15 protein-coding genes are annotated in these 16706 nt (G+C 73.6%); 6 read left to right on the top strand and 9 right to left on the bottom strand.

What is annotated here, in order from left to right:
* Nucleotides 1-312: 312 nt before the first annotated feature.
* Nucleotides 313-2415, bottom strand: coding sequence for a hypothetical protein (locus tag OH807_RS14125; RefSeq protein ID WP_406198318.1), 2103 nt, complete (start codon nucleotides 2413-2415; stop codon nucleotides 313-315).
* 262 nt (nucleotides 2416-2677) lie between these two features.
* Here OH807_RS14125 and OH807_RS14120 point away from each other — a divergent pair, with 262 nt between their 5' ends.
* On the top strand, nucleotides 2678-3598 hold the full coding sequence (locus OH807_RS14120; RefSeq protein ID WP_406198316.1) for a 1-aminocyclopropane-1-carboxylate deaminase/D-cysteine desulfhydrase: 921 nt from the start codon (nucleotides 2678-2680) through the stop codon (nucleotides 3596-3598).
* A 51-nt stretch (nucleotides 3599-3649) separates the two neighbouring features.
* Here the strand turns inward: OH807_RS14120 and OH807_RS14115 are convergent, their stop codons facing one another.
* Nucleotides 3650-5233: an LCP family protein gene (locus OH807_RS14115; protein ID WP_406198314.1), complete on the bottom strand. Its 1584-nt coding sequence runs from the start codon at nucleotides 5231-5233 to the stop codon at nucleotides 3650-3652.
* A gap of 171 nt (nucleotides 5234-5404) precedes the next feature.
* Nucleotides 5405-5857: a MarR family winged helix-turn-helix transcriptional regulator gene (locus tag OH807_RS14110; protein ID WP_406198311.1), complete on the bottom strand. Its 453-nt coding sequence runs from the start codon at nucleotides 5855-5857 to the stop codon at nucleotides 5405-5407.
* A 93-nt stretch (nucleotides 5858-5950) separates the two neighbouring features.
* Here OH807_RS14110 and OH807_RS14105 point away from each other — a divergent pair, with 93 nt between their 5' ends.
* Both OH807_RS14105 and OH807_RS14100 read left to right on the top strand, forming a co-directional pair.
* Nucleotides 5951-6973 carry an NADP-dependent oxidoreductase gene (locus tag OH807_RS14105; protein WP_406198308.1) on the top strand — a complete coding sequence of 341 codons (1023 nt, stop codon included), beginning with the start codon at nucleotides 5951-5953 and terminating at the stop codon, nucleotides 6971-6973.
* Between the two features lie 364 nt (nucleotides 6974-7337).
* Nucleotides 7338-7832: a DUF3145 domain-containing protein gene (locus OH807_RS14100; RefSeq protein ID WP_406198305.1), complete on the top strand. Its 495-nt coding sequence runs from the start codon at nucleotides 7338-7340 to the stop codon at nucleotides 7830-7832.
* Between the two features lie 62 nt (nucleotides 7833-7894).
* Here the strand turns inward: OH807_RS14100 and fabF are convergent, their stop codons facing one another.
* The 5 genes from fabF to OH807_RS14075 all read right to left on the bottom strand — a co-directional run bounded on the left by fabF (nucleotide 7895) and on the right by OH807_RS14075 (nucleotide 12897).
* Nucleotides 7895-9160 (bottom strand): beta-ketoacyl-ACP synthase II, encoded by a 1266-nt coding sequence (gene fabF, locus OH807_RS14095; protein WP_406198303.1) that lies wholly within the window; start codon nucleotides 9158-9160, stop codon nucleotides 7895-7897.
* A gap of 148 nt (nucleotides 9161-9308) precedes the next feature.
* Nucleotides 9309-9551, bottom strand: coding sequence for an acyl carrier protein (locus OH807_RS14090; protein ID WP_406198300.1), 243 nt, complete (start codon nucleotides 9549-9551; stop codon nucleotides 9309-9311).
* Nucleotides 9552-9633: 82 nt separating this feature from the next.
* Complete coding sequence (locus tag OH807_RS14085; RefSeq protein ID WP_406198298.1) at nucleotides 9634-10665, bottom strand: beta-ketoacyl-ACP synthase III; 1032 nt, start codon at nucleotides 10663-10665, stop codon at nucleotides 9634-9636.
* Entirely contained in the window at nucleotides 10662-11609 is a 948-nt protein-coding gene (locus OH807_RS14080) for an ACP S-malonyltransferase (RefSeq protein ID WP_406198296.1), read from the bottom strand. Before OH807_RS14080 ends, OH807_RS14085 begins: the two co-directional genes overlap by 4 nt.
* Nucleotides 11610-11700: 91 nt before the next feature.
* Nucleotides 11701-12897: a PucR family transcriptional regulator gene (locus OH807_RS14075; RefSeq protein ID WP_406210975.1), complete on the bottom strand. Its 1197-nt coding sequence runs from the start codon at nucleotides 12895-12897 to the stop codon at nucleotides 11701-11703.
* 329 nt (nucleotides 12898-13226) lie between these two features.
* Here OH807_RS14075 and OH807_RS14070 point away from each other — a divergent pair, with 329 nt between their 5' ends.
* Nucleotides 13227-14003: a pirin family protein gene (locus OH807_RS14070; protein ID WP_406198294.1), complete on the top strand. Its 777-nt coding sequence runs from the start codon at nucleotides 13227-13229 to the stop codon at nucleotides 14001-14003.
* A 72-nt stretch (nucleotides 14004-14075) separates the two neighbouring features.
* Here the strand turns inward: OH807_RS14070 and OH807_RS14065 are convergent, their stop codons facing one another.
* Nucleotides 14076-14909, bottom strand: a complete 834-nt coding sequence (locus tag OH807_RS14065; RefSeq protein ID WP_406198292.1) for a serine hydrolase domain-containing protein — start codon at nucleotides 14907-14909, stop codon at nucleotides 14076-14078.
* Between the two features lie 152 nt (nucleotides 14910-15061).
* On the opposite strand from OH807_RS14065, the gene OH807_RS14060 reads away from it, so the two are divergent.
* Complete coding sequence (locus OH807_RS14060) at nucleotides 15062-15520, top strand: MerR family transcriptional regulator (RefSeq protein ID WP_406210973.1); 459 nt, start codon at nucleotides 15062-15064, stop codon at nucleotides 15518-15520.
* On the top strand, nucleotides 15517-16530 hold the full coding sequence (locus OH807_RS14055; protein WP_406198289.1) for an aldo/keto reductase: 1014 nt from the start codon (nucleotides 15517-15519) through the stop codon (nucleotides 16528-16530). Before OH807_RS14060 ends, OH807_RS14055 begins: the two co-directional genes overlap by 4 nt.
* Nucleotides 16531-16706 lie beyond the last annotated feature (176 nt).

Raw genomic sequence — 16706 nt, 5'->3', positions numbered from 1 at the left:
GCACGCACTCTAGTGACCGCTGCTCCCGGCAGCTGCACCGACAGGCCGGGAATCACTCGAATAGGGCCGCGTCGAGGGCGCGTTGACGCCCGGCCGGACAGCTCCGGCCCCGCGCCCGCCCCGGCACCGCCCGCGCGCCCCCGCCCGCACCACGGCTCCGCGCGCCACGTTCCCGCGCGCCACGTCCCCGCATGCCCCGCGCCTCCCCCGAGGCTCCGCAAGGACGCGTGACGGCCCGTACGCGCCGGCGAAGGCCGCAGGGCCGCCACCGGTGGTCGGTGGCGGCCCTGCGGTGTCGGCTTCGGTGTCGGCTCAGCCGATCCTGACCGGCTCGACCTCCAGCTTGCCCTCGGCGTTCCGCCGGATCTGGCAGACCTCCAGGCCGGGGTGCTTGCCCTTGCCGGCCAGCGACTTCACCTCGGCGATGAGCTTGGCGTCGTCCAGGTAGAAGCGCAGCGGGTCGGGCGAGGTGGCCGCGTAGTCCAGGATGTCCTGGGCGCTGCGGCGGCTGAGCGCCCACTCCCAGGCCTTCCAGGAGCGGCCCTGGTCCCGGTTGAGCACGCCGAGCCAGAGGTTGTCCTCGCCGGAGCCCCAGTCCGCGGCCTGCTCGCCCCAGGCCCGGGAGCCGCCCAGCGACACTGCGATGCGCTCGTCGTGGGCGGGCCGGGAGGTGTGGATCGCGGCGACCCGCTTGGCGACGTCCCCGCGGGCCTGCGCGCCGCGGAGCATGACCCGGCCGGGGCTGCCCTCCCAGCCGGAGGCGAAGGCGGCGTCCGGCTGGCCGTCGGAGATCACGCCGTAGAGCAGGCAGCCGGTCGCCGCCAGGACGGCGATGCCCGACCGCAGGCCGAGGCCCGGGCCGCGGGTACGGGTGCGGGGCTCCGTACGGGTGACCGCGGGCCGCCCGCCGGCGAAGACCCGGCGGCCGAACAGCGGGAGCAGCGCGGCGGCCATCGTGACCAGGCCGATCACCAGCAGCTGGTGGAGCATCTTCTCGTAGAAGTAGGACGTGCTGCCGACCGTCCGGACCTGGTACGTCATGATCCCGAAGGACAGCAGCACGATCCCGGTGCAGGAGACCAGCGCCGCCCGGCAGGCGCGGTTGGCGCGCGCCGCCGGGGTGAGCAGCACCACGACGGTCGCGGCCACCAGCGGGAAGAGCACGTGCCGGCCGACCGGGCCGATGCCGCCGGGCAGGGTCAGCACGTCGGCGGAGCCGGCCGACTTGAGGTTCACGTAGATCGGGAAGAGCGCGAGCACGCCGGCGACGGCGGAGGTCGCCAGCACGAACACCCAGTGCCGCTTCCAGCCGCGCAGGTGGACGACGGCCCAGCCGAGCACGGTGAGGCCGGCGGCCGGCAGCAGCAGGTAGTGGCCGAAGGAGATGCCCACGGTGAGCGCGGCCAGCACGACGACCTGCTCGTGGATCCGGGTGAGCGGCCGGATCGCCAGGGCGACCAGGACGGCCAGGAGGCCCAGCGCGAAGATCTCGCTGATGAAGCCGTTGAGGTACATCTTGGGCAGTTCGGCGACGACCAGGAAGGCGGTGGCGGGCAGCAGCAGGGCCAGGCCCCGCCAGCCGCGCAGCGCGGGCCCGGCGGCCCGGTGCATCGCCCAGAGCACCGCCACGGCCAGGGCCGCGGTGGTCACCGTGTAGAGCAGGACGAACAGCGAGGTCTGGATCAGCGATTCACCCCGCCCGGTCCCCCCGCGCAGGAAGCTGGTGATCACCGCCAGAGTCAGGTGGCTGCCCTGCGGATAGGTGGCGAGGCCCTGCTGCACGGTGCCGGCCGCCTCGGTCTGGTGCAGCGATGCGAGGCCGCCGAGACGCAGGATCGTGTCGTAGAGGGCGCTGTGCCGCCCGAGGTCCTCCGCCGACAGGATCAGGGCCAGTCGGCCGGTGGCGTCCCGGCGCAGCACCGGGTACATGATGAAGGCGCAGGCCAGGCCGGCGGAGAGCAGCAGCGGGTGGTCGCGGGTGGGCAGCAGCGCGCGGATCCGGGCGGCCGGTGCGACGCCGGGCCGGCGCGGGGCCGGCCCGACGGCAGCCCGGGCGACGACCAGCACGACGGCGGTCAGCTCGGCCAGGGCCAGTGGGGCGAGGCCCCACGGCCAGCGGCTGGCGACCAGGCCGAGTACGCACGTCCAGCCGACCAGGGTGACGCCGGAGATCATCATCCGGTCGAAGGCAGTGGCCTTGGACCGTATCAGCGTGGCGGCGGCGATCCAGAGCAGGAAGAAGCTGAGCACGTCGGCCCGGACCAGGTGGAACAGCGGCGGCAGCCCGAGCAGCAGGGCGGCGAACCGGAGCAGGTCGCTCCCCGGCCGGCGCCGGCCGGGCCGGGGGGACCGCCCTCCGCCGACGCGACCGCCGGGTCTGCCCGGTGAGCGGGGCTCAGCCGTTGGTTCTGTCATCTCTGTCACATCGGACGGTGCGAGCGGCACAGCGTTCCCCCACAAACATGAACGGCTTTTGGAAATTCGAAGACTCGTTTGAGGTTCTTCGGGTGGTACAAGTGTGAAGCATTGCTTCGCCTGCTACCGAAGCGGGGTCGGCCGAACGGGCAGGTCCGCAGGGCCTCCGAAGGGTGGACCGGCGAGGACGTCGCACGGTTGTGCGCCTTGTCGATTCTTTACCTTCCGGCCCCGGCGCCCGGGCGATTCGTATGCTGGCGTGATGCTCGAACCCGCACTGCTGCCGACCCCCCTGGTGGACTGCACCGACGAGGTGCTGGCCCGCGCCGGGGTGGAGCTGCGACTCAAACGGGACGACCTGCTGCACCCGTCGGTGCCGGGCAACAAGTGGCGCAAGCTGGCCCCCAACCTGGCGGCGGCGGTCGAGCAGGGGCAGGCGCGGCTGCTGACCTTCGGCGGGGCCTACTCCACCCATCTGCGCGCGGTCGCGGTGGCGGCCGGCGCGCTCGGGCTGGAGAGCGTCGGGCTGGTCCGGGGCGAGGAGCTGGCCGGCGCCCCGCGCAACTGGTCGCTGCGGGCCGCGGAGGCGGCGGGCATGCGCCTGGAGTTCCTGTCCCGGACGGCGTACCGGGAGACGGCGGGCCGCTGCACGGCGGGCGAGGTCGCGGCGGAGCTGCAGCGCCGGTGGGGGCCGTGCCTGGTGCTGCCGGAGGGCGGCTCCAACGCGCTGGCGGCGGCCGGCGCGGCGGCCGTCCCGGCCGAGCTGCCCGGCCTCGGTGAGCGGGACGTGGTCTGCTGCCCGGTCGGGACGGGCGGCACGCTGGCCGGGATCGCGGCCGGGCTGCCGCCGGGCGCGCGGGCGCTCGGGGTGGCGGTCCTGCGCGGGGGCGCCGGGTATCTGGAGGGCGAGGTGGCCCGCCTTCAGCGGGTCGCGTTCGGGCGGGAGTCCGGCAACTGGCGGATCGACCACGACCACCACGGCGGCGGCTACGGCCGGGTGCCGGCCGGGCTGTCCGTCTTCGCGGAGGATTTCGAGCGGCGGCACGGGGTCGCCCTGGAGCGCCGTTACGTCGCCAAACTGCTCGCCGCCCTGTACGACCTGGCGGCGGCCGGCGCCTTCCCGGCCGGCACCCGGCTGACCGCGGTGGTCACCGGTCTGCCGGATCCGCCGCAGGCGGACTGAGAGCGGCCCGGACCGGCCGGGGCCCCGGTGTCCCGGTCCCCGGCCCCGCCCTCAGCCGAAGGTGAGATCGGCGCAGGGGTCGGTGTCGGCCCCGCGGGTGTTCTCGGCGATGCCGCTGGGGACCCCGCTGGGCACGGAGGGCGTGGCACCGGCGCCCGTGGCACCGGCGCCCGGGGCACCGGTGCTCGCGGTGCCGGTGGTCGTCGTGCCGGGGACGCCGGGGTGCCGGCCGGCCTGGGCGCCCGGGTCGACCGGGCCCTCGACGGAGTCGAGCCCGGTGGACAGGCTCGGGAGGTAGTCGCGGCCCAGGGTGACGGTGATCCCCCCGTTGCCGGCCTCCTCGGTCAGCCTGGCCCCGGGGAAGAGCGGCGCCACCTGCTCGGCGACGGCCTTCAGGGCCGGGTCGTACGCGATCTCGGTCTGCAGCCGGCCGCCCTTGGTGGCGTCCAGGGTGACGTTCTGGAAGCCCTTGCCGCGGAGTGCCTCCGCGCCCTTGCCGGCCAGTCCGGGGGTGCCGACGCCGTTGACCACGGTGACCGGGGTGGCTGCCTGCTCGGGGGTGAGCGCGGTGGGCGTGGCCCCGGGCACGCCGCCGGGGGACGCGGCGCCGGGTGTCTGGCCGGTGCCCTGGCCGTCCAGCGTGCGGTCCTCGCGGAGCAGCTTCCAGAGGGTGTCGACGTCCGGGTGCACGAGCGCGACGCGATCGCCGGAGAACCGCCAGGGGGTGGTGACGAAGGTGATGTCGGAGAGCTTGATGCTCTGCAGCGACTGGGCGAAGTCCACCAGCTTCATCGCGGTGCCCAGGCCCTCGTCCACGGTGAGCGAGCGGGTGGCGGCGTCGGCCAGCGGGAGCAGGGTGGGCAGGGAGAAGCCGAGGCCCTGGATCTTGCGGATCATCGAGGAGAGGAAGGCCTGCTGGCGCTTCATCCGCCCGATGTCGGAATTGTCGCCGAAGCCGTACCGGGCCCGCAGGTAGTCCACCGCGGGCTGGCCGGAGATCTTCTGCATCCCCTTCTTGAGCCGGATGTTGTGCGAGTTCACGTCGTTGGGGACGCAGACGTCCACGCCGTTGACGGCCTCGGTCATCGCGGCGACGCCCTTGAAGTCGACCACGATGGTGTGGTCGATCCGCAGGCCGGTCAGGGTCTCGACGGTGTTCTGCGTGCACGCCGGGTTCCCCTTGGGGAACTCGCCGACGGTGAAGGCCGAGTTGAACATCTGGTTGGTCCGCGGGGCCGTCCAGCCGCCGTTCGGCAGCCGGCAGGCGGGGACGGTCACCAGCGCGTCGCGGGGTATCGAGACGCCGACGGCGTGCTTGTGGTCGGCGTATATGTGGAGCAGGATCGCGGTGTCCGAGTGGCCGACGCCGAGGTCGCCGCCGCCGAGGTCGTCGTTGCCGTCGTCCCGGGTGTCCGAGCCGAGCACCAGCACGTTGACCGGTACCGAGGCGCCGGGGGTGACCGGGACGGGGGCCGGGGGCCGCTCGGTGGCGACGCCGCCGGCGTCGAAGGTGGTGATGTTGCTGTCGAGCCGGTGGTAGAACCAGGCGCCGGCGCCGGCCACCGACAGCACCAGGACGGCCGCGAGGCCCACAGCGGTCCGTACGATGCGCCGACGGCGCGAGCTGCTGCTCATCCTCCCCGGCCCCCCCGTCTTCAGGTGTCGTTCCCTGCCCGCACCGGTGCCCGGGCAGGCCGGTGCGAGTCTCGAACGTTAGACGTTTCGGGGAAGTGTTCGGTTACAGTCGATGGCCGGCCAATTGGTACGGACCGGGCGCCGGGGCTGTGATGCTGCTCACGCCACCGGTCAGGAGGCGCCCGAGAGCATCCGGCGGAGCAGGTCCCGGAGCAGGGTCCGCTCCTGCGGGCCGAGCGCGGCCAGCGGCTCGCGGGCGAAGTTGAGCGACTCGCGGAGCTCCTCCGAGGCGGCCGCGCCGGTCTCGGTGGCGGCGACCAGTTTGACCCGGCGGTCCTGCCGGTCGGCCTCCCGGGTGACGAAGCCGCGCGACTCCAGCCGGTCGACGATGCCGGTGATGTTGGACGGCTCGCAGCTGAGCGTCTGGGCGATGTGCCGCATCGGCATCGGCCCGCGCCGCAGCAGCGCGAGCACCTTGGCCTGGGCGCCGGTGAGCGAGCGGGCGGCGGCGGCCTCCTCGTACTCGCGGTGGAAGAGCGCGACCAGACTGGCCATCAGGTCGACGACCTCACGGGTGATCTCCTCGGGCTGCGGCGTGGCGTCCCGGGTCGGCTGGGTGTCCATGGTTCACAGTCTACCTGAACAGTTGACAACATGAACCTTTCATGTCCATCGTTACTTCAGTAACTCAACCTTTCATGCACCAAGGAGTTCCCGATGGCCGAGTACGAAGCGCCCGCCACCGCCCGCGAATGGCACCTCGCCGCCCGCCCGCGGGGCTGGCCGGTCCCGGCCGACTTCGCGCTGGCCGAGGCGCCGGTCCGGGCCCCGGAGCCGGGCGAGATCCTGGTCCGCAACGCCTACCTCTCGGTGGACCCGTACATGCGCGGCCGGATGAACGACGTGAAGTCCTACGTCCCGCCGTTCCGGCTCGGCCAGGTGATGGACGGCGGCGCCGTCGGTTACGTCGTCGCCTCCGCGGCCGAGGGCTTCGCCCCGGGCGACGCCGTGCTGCACGGGCTCGGCTGGCGCGAGTACGCCACCGTCGAGGCGAAGCGCGCGGTGAAGGTCGACCCGTCCGTGCCGCTCTCCGCCTACCTCGGCGTGCTCGGCATGACCGGCCTCACCGCCTACGCCGGCCTGCTCGCGGTCGGCGGCCTCAAGGAGGGCGACCGGGTCTTCGTCTCCGGCGCGGCCGGCGCGGTCGGCTCGATGGTCGGCCGGATCGCCCGGCTCAAGGGCGCCTCACTGGTGGTCGGCTCGGCCGGCTCGGCGGAGAAGGTCGCCAAGCTGGTCGGCGAGTACGGGTTCGACGCCGCGTTCAACTACAAGGACGCCCCGGTCGCCGAGCAGCTCGCGAAGGCCGCCCCGGACGGCATCGACCTGTACTTCGACAACGTCGGCGGCGAGCACCTGGAGGCCGCGATCGGCGCGCTCGGCGTGCACGGCCGTGCGGTGCTCTGCGGCGCGATCGCCCAGTACAACGACACCTCGGCGCCGGCCGCCCCGCGCAACCTGGCGCTGACCATCGGCAAGCGGCTGCGCCTGGAGGGCATGCTGGTGGGCGACCACGCCGCCCTGCAGCCGGAGTTCGTCGCCGAGGTGGGCGGCTGGCTGCGGGACGGCAGGCTGCGCAACGAGGAGACCGTGGTGGACGGCTTCGAGCACACCGTGGACGCCTTCCTCGACCTGCTGCGCGGGGGCAACACCGGCAAGATGGTGGTCCGCCTCGACGGCTGACGCCGGGTCGGCGGAGCCGCCGGTGAACCGCCCCGCCACCCCTCCGGGTGCGCGGGGCGGTTTGCGTACCGGGCGCAGGGGATCCGGCCGCACTACCGCATTCCGGCCGGATCCGAAAGTGCGTCAGCCGTGGTGAGGGGCGGCGCGGTACGGTGGTTGCGCCCGGCGATGGGGCCGTTCGGGGGAGAGATCCCACCGAGGGGTGGACCGCGTTGAGGATTCGACTAGCATTGAGCGAAAGCCTGTCCGTTTTGCTCAATTTAGTGGCTTAATGTCGGCTAACGTGGGTAACTGTGGATCAACTACAGGCGCGAACGCGAGGCAGCTGGGGAAGGCGACCCTCGTCCACAGCCTGGAGGTCCCGGTGACGACACGTGGAGTCCTGTATGTCCACTCCGCGCCCCGCGCGCTGTGCCCGCACGTCGAGTGGGCCGTCGCAGGGGTGCTGGGTGCACGGGTGAGTCTGGACTGGATCCGCCAGCCGGCCGCACCCGGCCACTGGCGTGCCGAGCTCTCCTGGCAGGGCGAGCCCGGTACGGCCTCGAAGCTCGCCTCCGCCCTGCGCGGCTGGCAGCTGATGCGGTACGAAGTGACCAGTGAGCCCTGCGCCACGGCGGAGGGCGAGCGGTACAGCAGCACGCCCACGCTCGGCATCTTCCACGCCGTCACGGGCATCCACGGCGACATCCTGATCCCCGAGGACCGGCTGCGCGCCGTCCTGCTGCGCGCCCGCAGCGAGGGGGCCGACCTGGAGGCCGAGATCTCCCGGCTGCTGGGCAAGCCCTGGGACGACGAGCTGGAGCCGTTCCGCTACGCCGGGGAGGGCGCTCCGGTGCGCTGGCTGCACCAGGTGGTCTGAGTACGCGGAGGGGGCCGGCGCCGTTGACGGGCGCCGGCCCCCTCCGCGTGTTCGGGTACCGGTCAGACGCTGCGGAAGGCCAGCACCACGTTGTGGCCGCCGAAGCCGAACGAGTTGTTCAGCGCCGCGATCCGGCCCTCGGGCAGGGTGCGGGGCTCGCCCCGGACGATGTCCGCGTCCACGTCGTCGTCCAGGTCCTCGACGTTGATGGTCGGCGGGGCCGTCCGGTTGTGCAGGGCCAGCACGGTGGCGACGGTCTCGATGCCGCCGGCGCCGCCCAGCAGGTGGCCGGTCATCGACTTGGTGGCCGAGATGGCGATGTGGTCCAGGTGCTCGCCGAGCTCCTTGCGCAGCGCCTTCAGCTCGGCCGTGTCGCCCTGCGGGGTCGAGGTGGCGTGCGCGTTGACGTGCACGATCTCGGCCTTGTCCAGGTCGTTGCGGTCGAACAGGTCGGCCAGCGCGCGGGCCACGCCGGCGCCGGTCGGCTCGGGCTGGGCGATGTGGTGGGCGTCCGAGGACAGGCCCTGGCCCACGGCCTCGCAGTAGATCCGGGCGCCGCGCGCCTCGGCGTGCTCGACCGACTCCAGCACGACCACGCCCGCGCCCTCGCCGAGCACGAAGCCGTCGCGGCCCTTGTCGTAGGGGCGGGAGGCGCGCTCCGGCTCGTCGTTGTTCTTCGACATCGCCATCATGTTGGCGAACGCGGCGATCGGCAGCGGGTGGATCGCGGCCTCGGTGCCGCCGGCCACCACGACGTCGGCGCGGCCGGTGCGGATCATCTCGATCGCGTAGCCGATCGCCTCGGCGCCGGAGGCGCAGGCGGAGACGGGGGTGTGCACACCCGCGCGGGCGCCGACCTCCAGGCCGACGTTGGCCGCCGGGGAGTTGGGCATCAGCATCGGGACGGTGTGCGGGGAGACCTTGCGGACGCCCTTCTCCTTCAGCACGTCGTACTGGTCGAGCAGGGTGGTGACGCCGCCGATGCCGGAGGCGATCACGGCGCCCAGGCGCTCGGGGGCCAGCTTCGAGGACTCGTCGGTGGCGGGCGTCTCGTAGCCGGCGTCGGCCCAGGCCTCGCGGGCCGCGATCAGCGCGAACTGCGCCGAGCGGTCCAGTCGGCGGGCCAGCGGGCGGGGGAGGATCTCGCCCGGGTCGACGGCGGTGCGCGCGGCGATCCGGACGGGCAGCTGGGCGGCCCACTCCTCGGTCAGGGCTGCCACCCCGGAGCGCCCGGCGAGCAGGTTCTCCCAGGTGGTGGCGGCGTCGCCGCCCAGCGGCGTGAAGGCGCCGATACCCGTGACGACCACGGTACGGTTTTCAACGGTCACTGGATCTTCTTCTCTCACGTTCGTGCGGGGTTCGGCGGCGCGCCGGGAGTGTGGGGCCCGGCCGGGCGCCCCAGGAGGCGTCCCGGCCGGAGGGTCGGCCGGCTCACGGGGAGCCGGCCGACGTCAGGCGTCGAACGGGTTCGGACGCTCAGGCGTTGGCGATGATGTAGTCCACCGCGTCGCCGACGGTCTTCAGGTTCTTGACCTCGTCGTCCGGGATCTTCACGTCGAAGCGCTCCTCGGCGGCCACGACGACCTCGACCATGGAGAGCGAGTCGACGTCGAGGTCGTCGGTGAAGGACTTGTCGAGCTCGACGTCCTCGGTCGGGATGCCGGCGATCTCGTTGACGATCTCAGCGAGACCTTCCAGGACCTCGTCCTTGGTAGCCATACTGGCTGCTCCTCTTCGGTGGTGAATGCGGCCGCCCGGCGGACGGACGCAGGCTCTGTGGGTGGGTGGGGGCGGAAAGTGCCTAGGGGAGCGTAACGACTGCCGCCGCGTAGACCAGACCCGCCCCGAACCCGATGATCAGTGCGAGGTCGCCGCTACGGGCCTCGCCGCTCTCCAGCATGCGCTCCATCGCCAGGGGGATGGAGGCCGCCGAGGTGTTGCCGGTCTCGGTGATGTCGCGGGCGACGGGCACCGACTCGGGCAGCTTCAGGGCCTTGATCATGGCATCCGTGATGCGCATGTTGGCCTGGTGCGGGATGAACGCGCCGAGCTGGTCGGCGGTGATCCCGGCGGCGTCCAGCGCCTGCTGGGCCACCTTGGCCATCTCCCAGACCGCCCAGCGGAAGACCGTCTGGCCCTCCATCCGCAGGGCCGGCCACTTGAGCGCCTCGCCGGTGCCGTTGACGGCGTCCTCCTTGGCGAAGGCCGTGTCCCAGGCCTGGGTCTGCGTGATGACGTCCTTCTGGGAGCCGTCGGAGCCCCAGATGACCTTGCCGATGCCGGGCGTGTCGGACGGGCCGACGATCGCGGCGCCGGCGCCGTCACCGAAGATGAAGGCCGTCGAGCGGTCCGAGGTGTCGGTCAGGTCGCTGAGCCGCTCCACGCCGATCACCAGGACGTACTCGGCGCTGCCGCCGCGGACCATCCCGTCGGCCAGGCTCAGGCCGTAGCCGAAGCCGGCGCAGGCGGCCGAGATGTCGAAGGCGGGGGCGGTGCCGCAGCCCAGCCGTTCGGCGATCTCGGTGGCGATGGCGGGGGTCTGCTTGAGGTGCGACACGGTGGCGACGACCACGGCGCCGATCCGGTCGGGACCGATCCCGGCCTGGGCGATGGCCTTGCCGGCGGCCTGCACCGACATCTCGGCGACGCTCTCCTCCGGGCCGGCCCAGCGACGCTCGGCGATCCCGCTGCGGGTGCGGATCCACTCGTCGGAGGAGTCGATCCAGTTCAGCACCTCGGCGTTCGGGATCACCCGGACCGGGCGGTAACCGCCGACCCCGTGGATCCGCGAGTACTGGGCGCCGGTGACCGGCTTGATCTGGGGAGCAGTCATGCCTTGTTCTCCTCCTGACCGCCGTGTTCCGCGACGAGCTCGCGGGCCTTCTCCAGGTCGGCGGGGGTCTTGAGGGCCAGCGTTGCCACGCCCTTGAGGTTGCGCTTGACCAGTCCGGTGAGGGTGCCCGCGGGAGCGAGCTCGATGACGGCGGTCGCGCCGAGCCGCTGCAGGGTCTCCATGCAGAGGTCCCAGCGGACCGGGTTGGAGACCTGCGACACCAGGCGGTCCAGGACCTCGGCGCCGGACGCCACGACCGCGCCGTCCCGGTTGGACACGTACGCGACCTCCGGGTCGGCGACCGGCAGGGTCGGGGCCAGCTTGGCCAGCCGCTCCACGCCGGGAGCCATGTGCTCGGTGTGGAACGCGCCCGCGACCTTCAGCGCGATCAGCCGCGCGGAGGCCGGCGGGTCGGCCTTCAGGGCCTCCAGCTGGGGCAGCGTGCCGGCGGCGACGATCTGGCCGCCGCCGTTGTTGTTGGCCGCGGTGAGGCCGTGCTCGGCGAGCTTGGCGGCGACGGCCTCCGGGTCGCCGCCGAGGACGGCGATCATGCCGGTCTCGGTGGCCGCGGCAGCCTCGGCCATCGCCAGGCTGCGCTCACGGACAAAAGTCAGTGCGTCGTGGGCGGAGAGCACCCCGGCGCCGGCGGCGGCGGTGATCTCGCCGACGCTGTGGCCGGCCACGGCACCGACCAGCGCACGGGCGCGGTCCTCGTCCGGGAACAGCGCACGCGCGGTCACCAGGCCGGCGGCCACCAGCAGCGGCTGGGCGACGGCGGTGTCCTTGATCTCCTCGGCGGACGCCTCGGTGCCGGCGTGCACCAGGTCGAGCCCGGCCACCTCCGACCAGCCGCGGAGGCGGTCGGCGACGCCGTCGACCTCCAGCCAGGGGCTGAGGAAACCGGGGGTCTGGGCACCCTGTCCAGGGGCGACGATTACGAGCACGGTTCAACCCTCTCTCGCCGGACGCCCGGGGGCGGGTAGGCGACGGTAACGAAGAAAAGCATCCGGGATTGTAAGGTCCCTACATCGAGGGTCAGCCCTGCTCCCCGGCGGCGGTGAGTCGTCCCAGCGCCAGTGCGATCCGCAGCGTGAACGCCGAACGTACGTCGGACGGAGCGTAGCCGGTGACGTCAGTCACACGTCGGAGCCGGTAGCGCACCGTGTTGGGGTGGACGAAGAGCATCCGGGCCGCTCCCTCCAGGGAGGACGCCTGCTCCAGGTAGACGCTCAGGGTCTCCAGCAGCGCCGAACCGGCCTCGTCCAGCGGTGTGTAGATCTCCTCCACCAGCTGGCGGCGGGCCGCCGCGTCGCCGGCGAGCGCGCGCTCGGGCAGCAGATCGTCCGCCAGCACGGGGCGGGGGGCGTCCGGCCAGGCGGCGCAGGCGCGCAGGCCGGCCGCCGCGGCGTGCGCCGAGCGGGTCGCCGAGAGCAGGTCGGGAACGGTCGGGCCGACCACCACCGGGCCGGCCGCGAACTGGCCGATCAGGGCCCGCGCGGCGTGCACCGGCTCCTTGTCGCCGCCGACCACCACCACCAGGCGCTTGCCGAGCACACCGGTCAGCACGTGCAGCTTGGCGTACCGGGCGGCCCGGCGGATCGCCTCCACCACCAGCTCGCTGTCGCCGTCCGGGGCGCTCCCCATGACGACCCGGACCTGGCTCGGCTGGCCCCAGCCGAGGGCGGCGGCGCGGGAGAGCACGCCCTCGTCCGCGTCCCCGGAGAGCAGCGAGTTGACGACCAGTGCCTCCAGCCGGGCGTCCCAGGCGCCGCGCGCCTCGGCGGCCTGGGCGTAGACCTGGGCGGTCGCGAAGGCGATCTCGCGGGCGTAGACGAGCACGGACTCGCGCATGTCCGCCTCGTCGCCGGGGGAGGCCACCTCCTCGATGGCCTCCTCCATCACCTCGATCGTGGTGCGGATCAGCTCGACGGTCTGGCGCAGCGTGATCGCCCGGGTGAGCTCGCGCGGCGCGGTGCCGAAGACGTCGGTGGAGATCGCCTGGGGGGTGTCGGGGTGGCGGTACCACTCGGTGAAGGCGGCGATGCCGGCCTGGGCGACCAGGCCGATCCAGGAGCGGTGCTCCGGCGGCATGCGGCGGTACCAGCCGAGCTGGTCGTCCATCCGCGCGATGGCCGCGGTGGCCAGCTTGCCCGCGGACCGCTCCAACCGCTTGAGCGTCGCGGCCCGGCGCTCGGCGCGGTCCGCGGCGAGTCTGCGCTCCTGGGCGGTCAGGCGTGGGGCCGCGCGGCCGGGCCGGTCACGGCCCGCGCCGGCGGCCGGGGCCTTCCCGGTCTTCTCGGGCTTGGCGGTCGGGTCGCTCTTGGAGTTCGCGGATGCGGCTGGCACAGGGACAAGACTGCCTCACCGGAGTGACTGCTCGTGCACACCCCCCGCCACAGCGGCACGGTGGCAAGGGTCACAGTCTCGGGCGAGGGGCCCGCCGGCGCCGGATGCGGGGCTCGGCCGGCGGTTGGCGGCGGTGCGGACGACGCGGGCGAGGAGCGCGGTCGCCGGGCCCGGGGCGCCCCGGGAACGGGCCGCGGAGCCGCTACCGTGAGCCTGTGACCGATGCCCCCGCCCGCCCCCGTGCCGATCTGCGCCGCACCGCCGAGCGCTACCTGTCCACCCCGGCCGAGGGCATCGAGACCAGACACGCCTTCTCCTTCTCGGGCCACTACGACCCGGGGAACACGCACTTCGGCGCCCTGCTGGCGTGCAACGAGGAGACGCTCGCCCCGGGCGCCGGGTTCGACGAGCACCGGCACCGCGACACCGAGATCCTCACCTGGGTGCTGGAGGGCGCGCTGGCCCACCGGGACTCCCGGGGGCACAGCGGAGTGGTCCGCCCCGGGATGCTCCAGCACCTGAGCGCGGGCTCCGGCGTCACCCACACCGAGCGCAACGTCGGCGGCGCCGACGGACCGGTGCGCTTCGTCCAGATGTGGCTCCAGCCGGACGTCTTCGACGCGCCCCCGGCGTACGGGCTGCGGCGGGTGGTGCCTGCGGACGGCGGGTTGACGCTGCTCGCCTCCGGGCTGGACCGGGACGCGGGCACCGACGCGCTGCGGCTGCGCCGCGGCGACGCCGCGCTCTGGCTGGTCACCGCCGGCCCCTGGCAGCCGCTGCCCGGACTCCCGGGCGCCGGCTGGCGCTACGCGCACCTGACGGCCGGCTCGCTCGGCTACCGGACGGTGCCGGGGCCGCAGGGCGGCGGGCGGTCGATGGTGCCGGGCGACAGCGTCCGGATCACCGGCGCGGCGTTCGCCGACCCGACGGCCGGCGAGGACGGCGCCGAGCTGCTGCTCTGGGAGATGCACTCGCCGGTCTCGTACGGCTGAGCGCCCGGCAGCCCGGCCGGACCGGCGCCGGGGGCGGCGGTGGCCGGCCGGGGTCCACCGGGGCCTGCCGGGTCAGCCGGCCAGTTCGGTCAGTACCGCGTCCGAGAGGGCGGGCCAGACCTCGGCGGCCCACGGCCCGAAGTCCTGGTCGGTGAGCGCGATGCAGGCCGCGCCGGCCTCCGGGTCCACCCAGAGGAAGGTGCCGGACTGGCCGAAGTGGCCGAAGGTGGCGGCGGAGTTGCGGGTGCCCGTCCAGTGCGGCGCCTTGCCGTCCCGGATCTCGAAGCCGAGGCCCCAGTCGTTCGGCCGGCGGTGGCCGAAGCCGGGCAGCACGCCGCTGGTGCCGGGGAAGGCGACCTCGCGGGTGGCCGCGCGGACGGTCGACGCGTCCAGCAGCTTCGGTGCCTGCAGCTCGGCCGCGAACAGCGCGAGGTCGGCCACCGTGGAGAGGCCGCCGGCCCCGGCCGGGGACTTGTGCGCGGTGTTGATCAGCGTGGAGCCCATGCCGAGCGGCGCGAACACGGCCTCGGCGGCGTACCGGCCGAACTCGATCCCCGAAGCCTGCTGGAGGGCCTGTGCCAGGACGTCGAAACCGGCGTTGGAGTACAGCCGGCGGTTGCCCGGCTCGGCCATCACGCGGTGCTCGTCGAAGGCCAGTCCCGAGGTGTGGGCGAGCAGGTGGCGGACGGTGGAGCCCTCCGGCCCGGCCGGGTCGTCCAGCTCGAAGACGCCCTCCTCGACCGCGACCAGTGCGGCGTACGAGGTGAGCAGCTTGGTCACCGACGCCAGCGGGAAGAGGTGGTCCTGCGGCCCGTGCCCGCCCAGCACCGCGCCGTCCGCACCCCGTACGACGGCCGCCGCCGCGTGCGGCACCGGCCAGGTCTCGATCATCCGCAAGCTCTCCATGCGCCGACTCTAACGGGGCGGCCGGATCCTGTTGGCGGGAGCACCGGGGTGGCAGGCTTGCTTGGAGTGCACTCCAACTCGCTAGCGTCCTAGAAGAGCGCTCACCACTGGGGGTCCCGGTCATGGCAACACTCGCTCCGCTCAAGGTCGACATGCGCACCTGCTCCGACGTGTTCAACACCCCGGTCGGAGAGCCGGACCGCACCCCCCGGCACAGCATCAGCGAGGTGGCGGCGGCCAGCGGCCTCACCGCCCACACGCTGCGCTGGTACGAGCGGATCGGCCTGCTCGACCCGGTCGACCGCTCCGCCTCCGGCCGGCGCAGCTACTGCGACGCGGACCTGCACCGGCTGGCCTTCCTGGGCCGGCTGCGGCTGACCGGCATGACGGTGGCCGACATGCTCCGGTACGTCGAACTGGCCCGCCGTGGTGAGCAGACCTTCGAGGACCGGCGCGACCTGCTGCTCGCCCACCGCGAGGAGGTCCGGCAGCGGATCGCCGACCTCCACGCAACCCTCGCCGTCCTCGACTACAAGATCGATCTCTACGTCGGCAGGATCGCCGAACGCGGTGAGCCGGCGGACCGCCCGCAGAGGAAGAAGAGCGCATGAGCCTCCCCACTCTCCCCACGGCACTGCTCGGCACCGACGGCCCGACCGTCGGCGTCCAGGGCCTCGGCTGCATGGGCATGAGCGATTTCTACGGCCCGACCGACACCCCCGAGGCGCTCGCCACGCTGGACGCCGCGCTGGAGCGCGGCGTCACCCTGTTCGACACCGCGGACGCCTACGGGTTCGGCCGCAACGAGGAGCTGATCGGCCCCTTCGTCCGCGCCAACCGGGACCACGTGGTGGTCGCCACCAAGTTCGCCTTCGAGCGCAAGGAGGAGGACCCGGACTACCGCGGCATCCGCAACGACCCGGCGTACATCCGGGCCTCGGTGGACGCCTCGCTGCGCCGCCTGGGCGTCGATGTGATCGACCTCTACTACATGCACCGCCGGGACCCTGCCGTCCCGCTGGCCGAGTCGGTCGGCACGATGGCCGAGCTGGTGCGGGCGGGCAAGGTCCGCCACCTCGGGCTCTCCGAGGTGACCGGCGCCGAGCTGCGCGAGGCGTACGCGGTGCACCCGATCGCCGCCCTCCAGTCCGAGTGGTCGGTCTTCGCCCGGGACGTCGAGCGTTCGGCGGTGCCGGCCGCGGCCGAGCTGGGCGTCGCCTTCGTGCCGTACTCGCCGCTCGGCCGGGGCTTTCTGGCCGGCTCGTTCGCCGCCGCCGAGGAGCTCGCCGCGGACGACGTCCGGCGTACCCAGCCCCGCTTCACGGGGGCCAACGCGACGGCCAACGCCGAGCTGCTCGAACCGCTCCGGAAGATCGCCGGGGCCCGTGGCCTGACGCCCGCCCAGGTGGCGCTCGCCTGGGTCCAGCAGCGTGCCGAGGTGCACGGGCTGACGGTGGTCCCGATCCCGGGCACCCGCAGGCGCACCCGGCTCGCCGAGAACACCGCGGCCGCGACGCTGCGGCTGGACGCCGGGGAGCTGGCCGCGCTGGAGCCGGTCGCCGGCCTGGTCGCCGGCGACCGCTACCCGAACATGGCCCTCATCTCCACCGACCGGGAGTAGCGACCGGGAGTAGCGACCGGTCGAGCGGCCGGGAGCGGCCCGGGCCCCCGGCCGAGCGGCCGGGGGCCCGGGCCCCGGGTGGTCTCCGTGCGGAACCGGCCCCGGCGGAGCGCGCCGGTCCGGTTCGCGGAGGCAATTTCCCGGTAAAACCTGACAACCCGCGTCAGGGTTTCTGC

The organism is Kitasatospora sp. NBC_01560 (assembly GCF_045208415.1).
Lineage (GTDB): Bacteria > Actinomycetota > Actinomycetes > Streptomycetales > Streptomycetaceae > Kitasatospora.
Note: the sequence above shows the minus strand (reverse complement) of the source record. Positions and strands in the feature narration are given on the sequence as shown.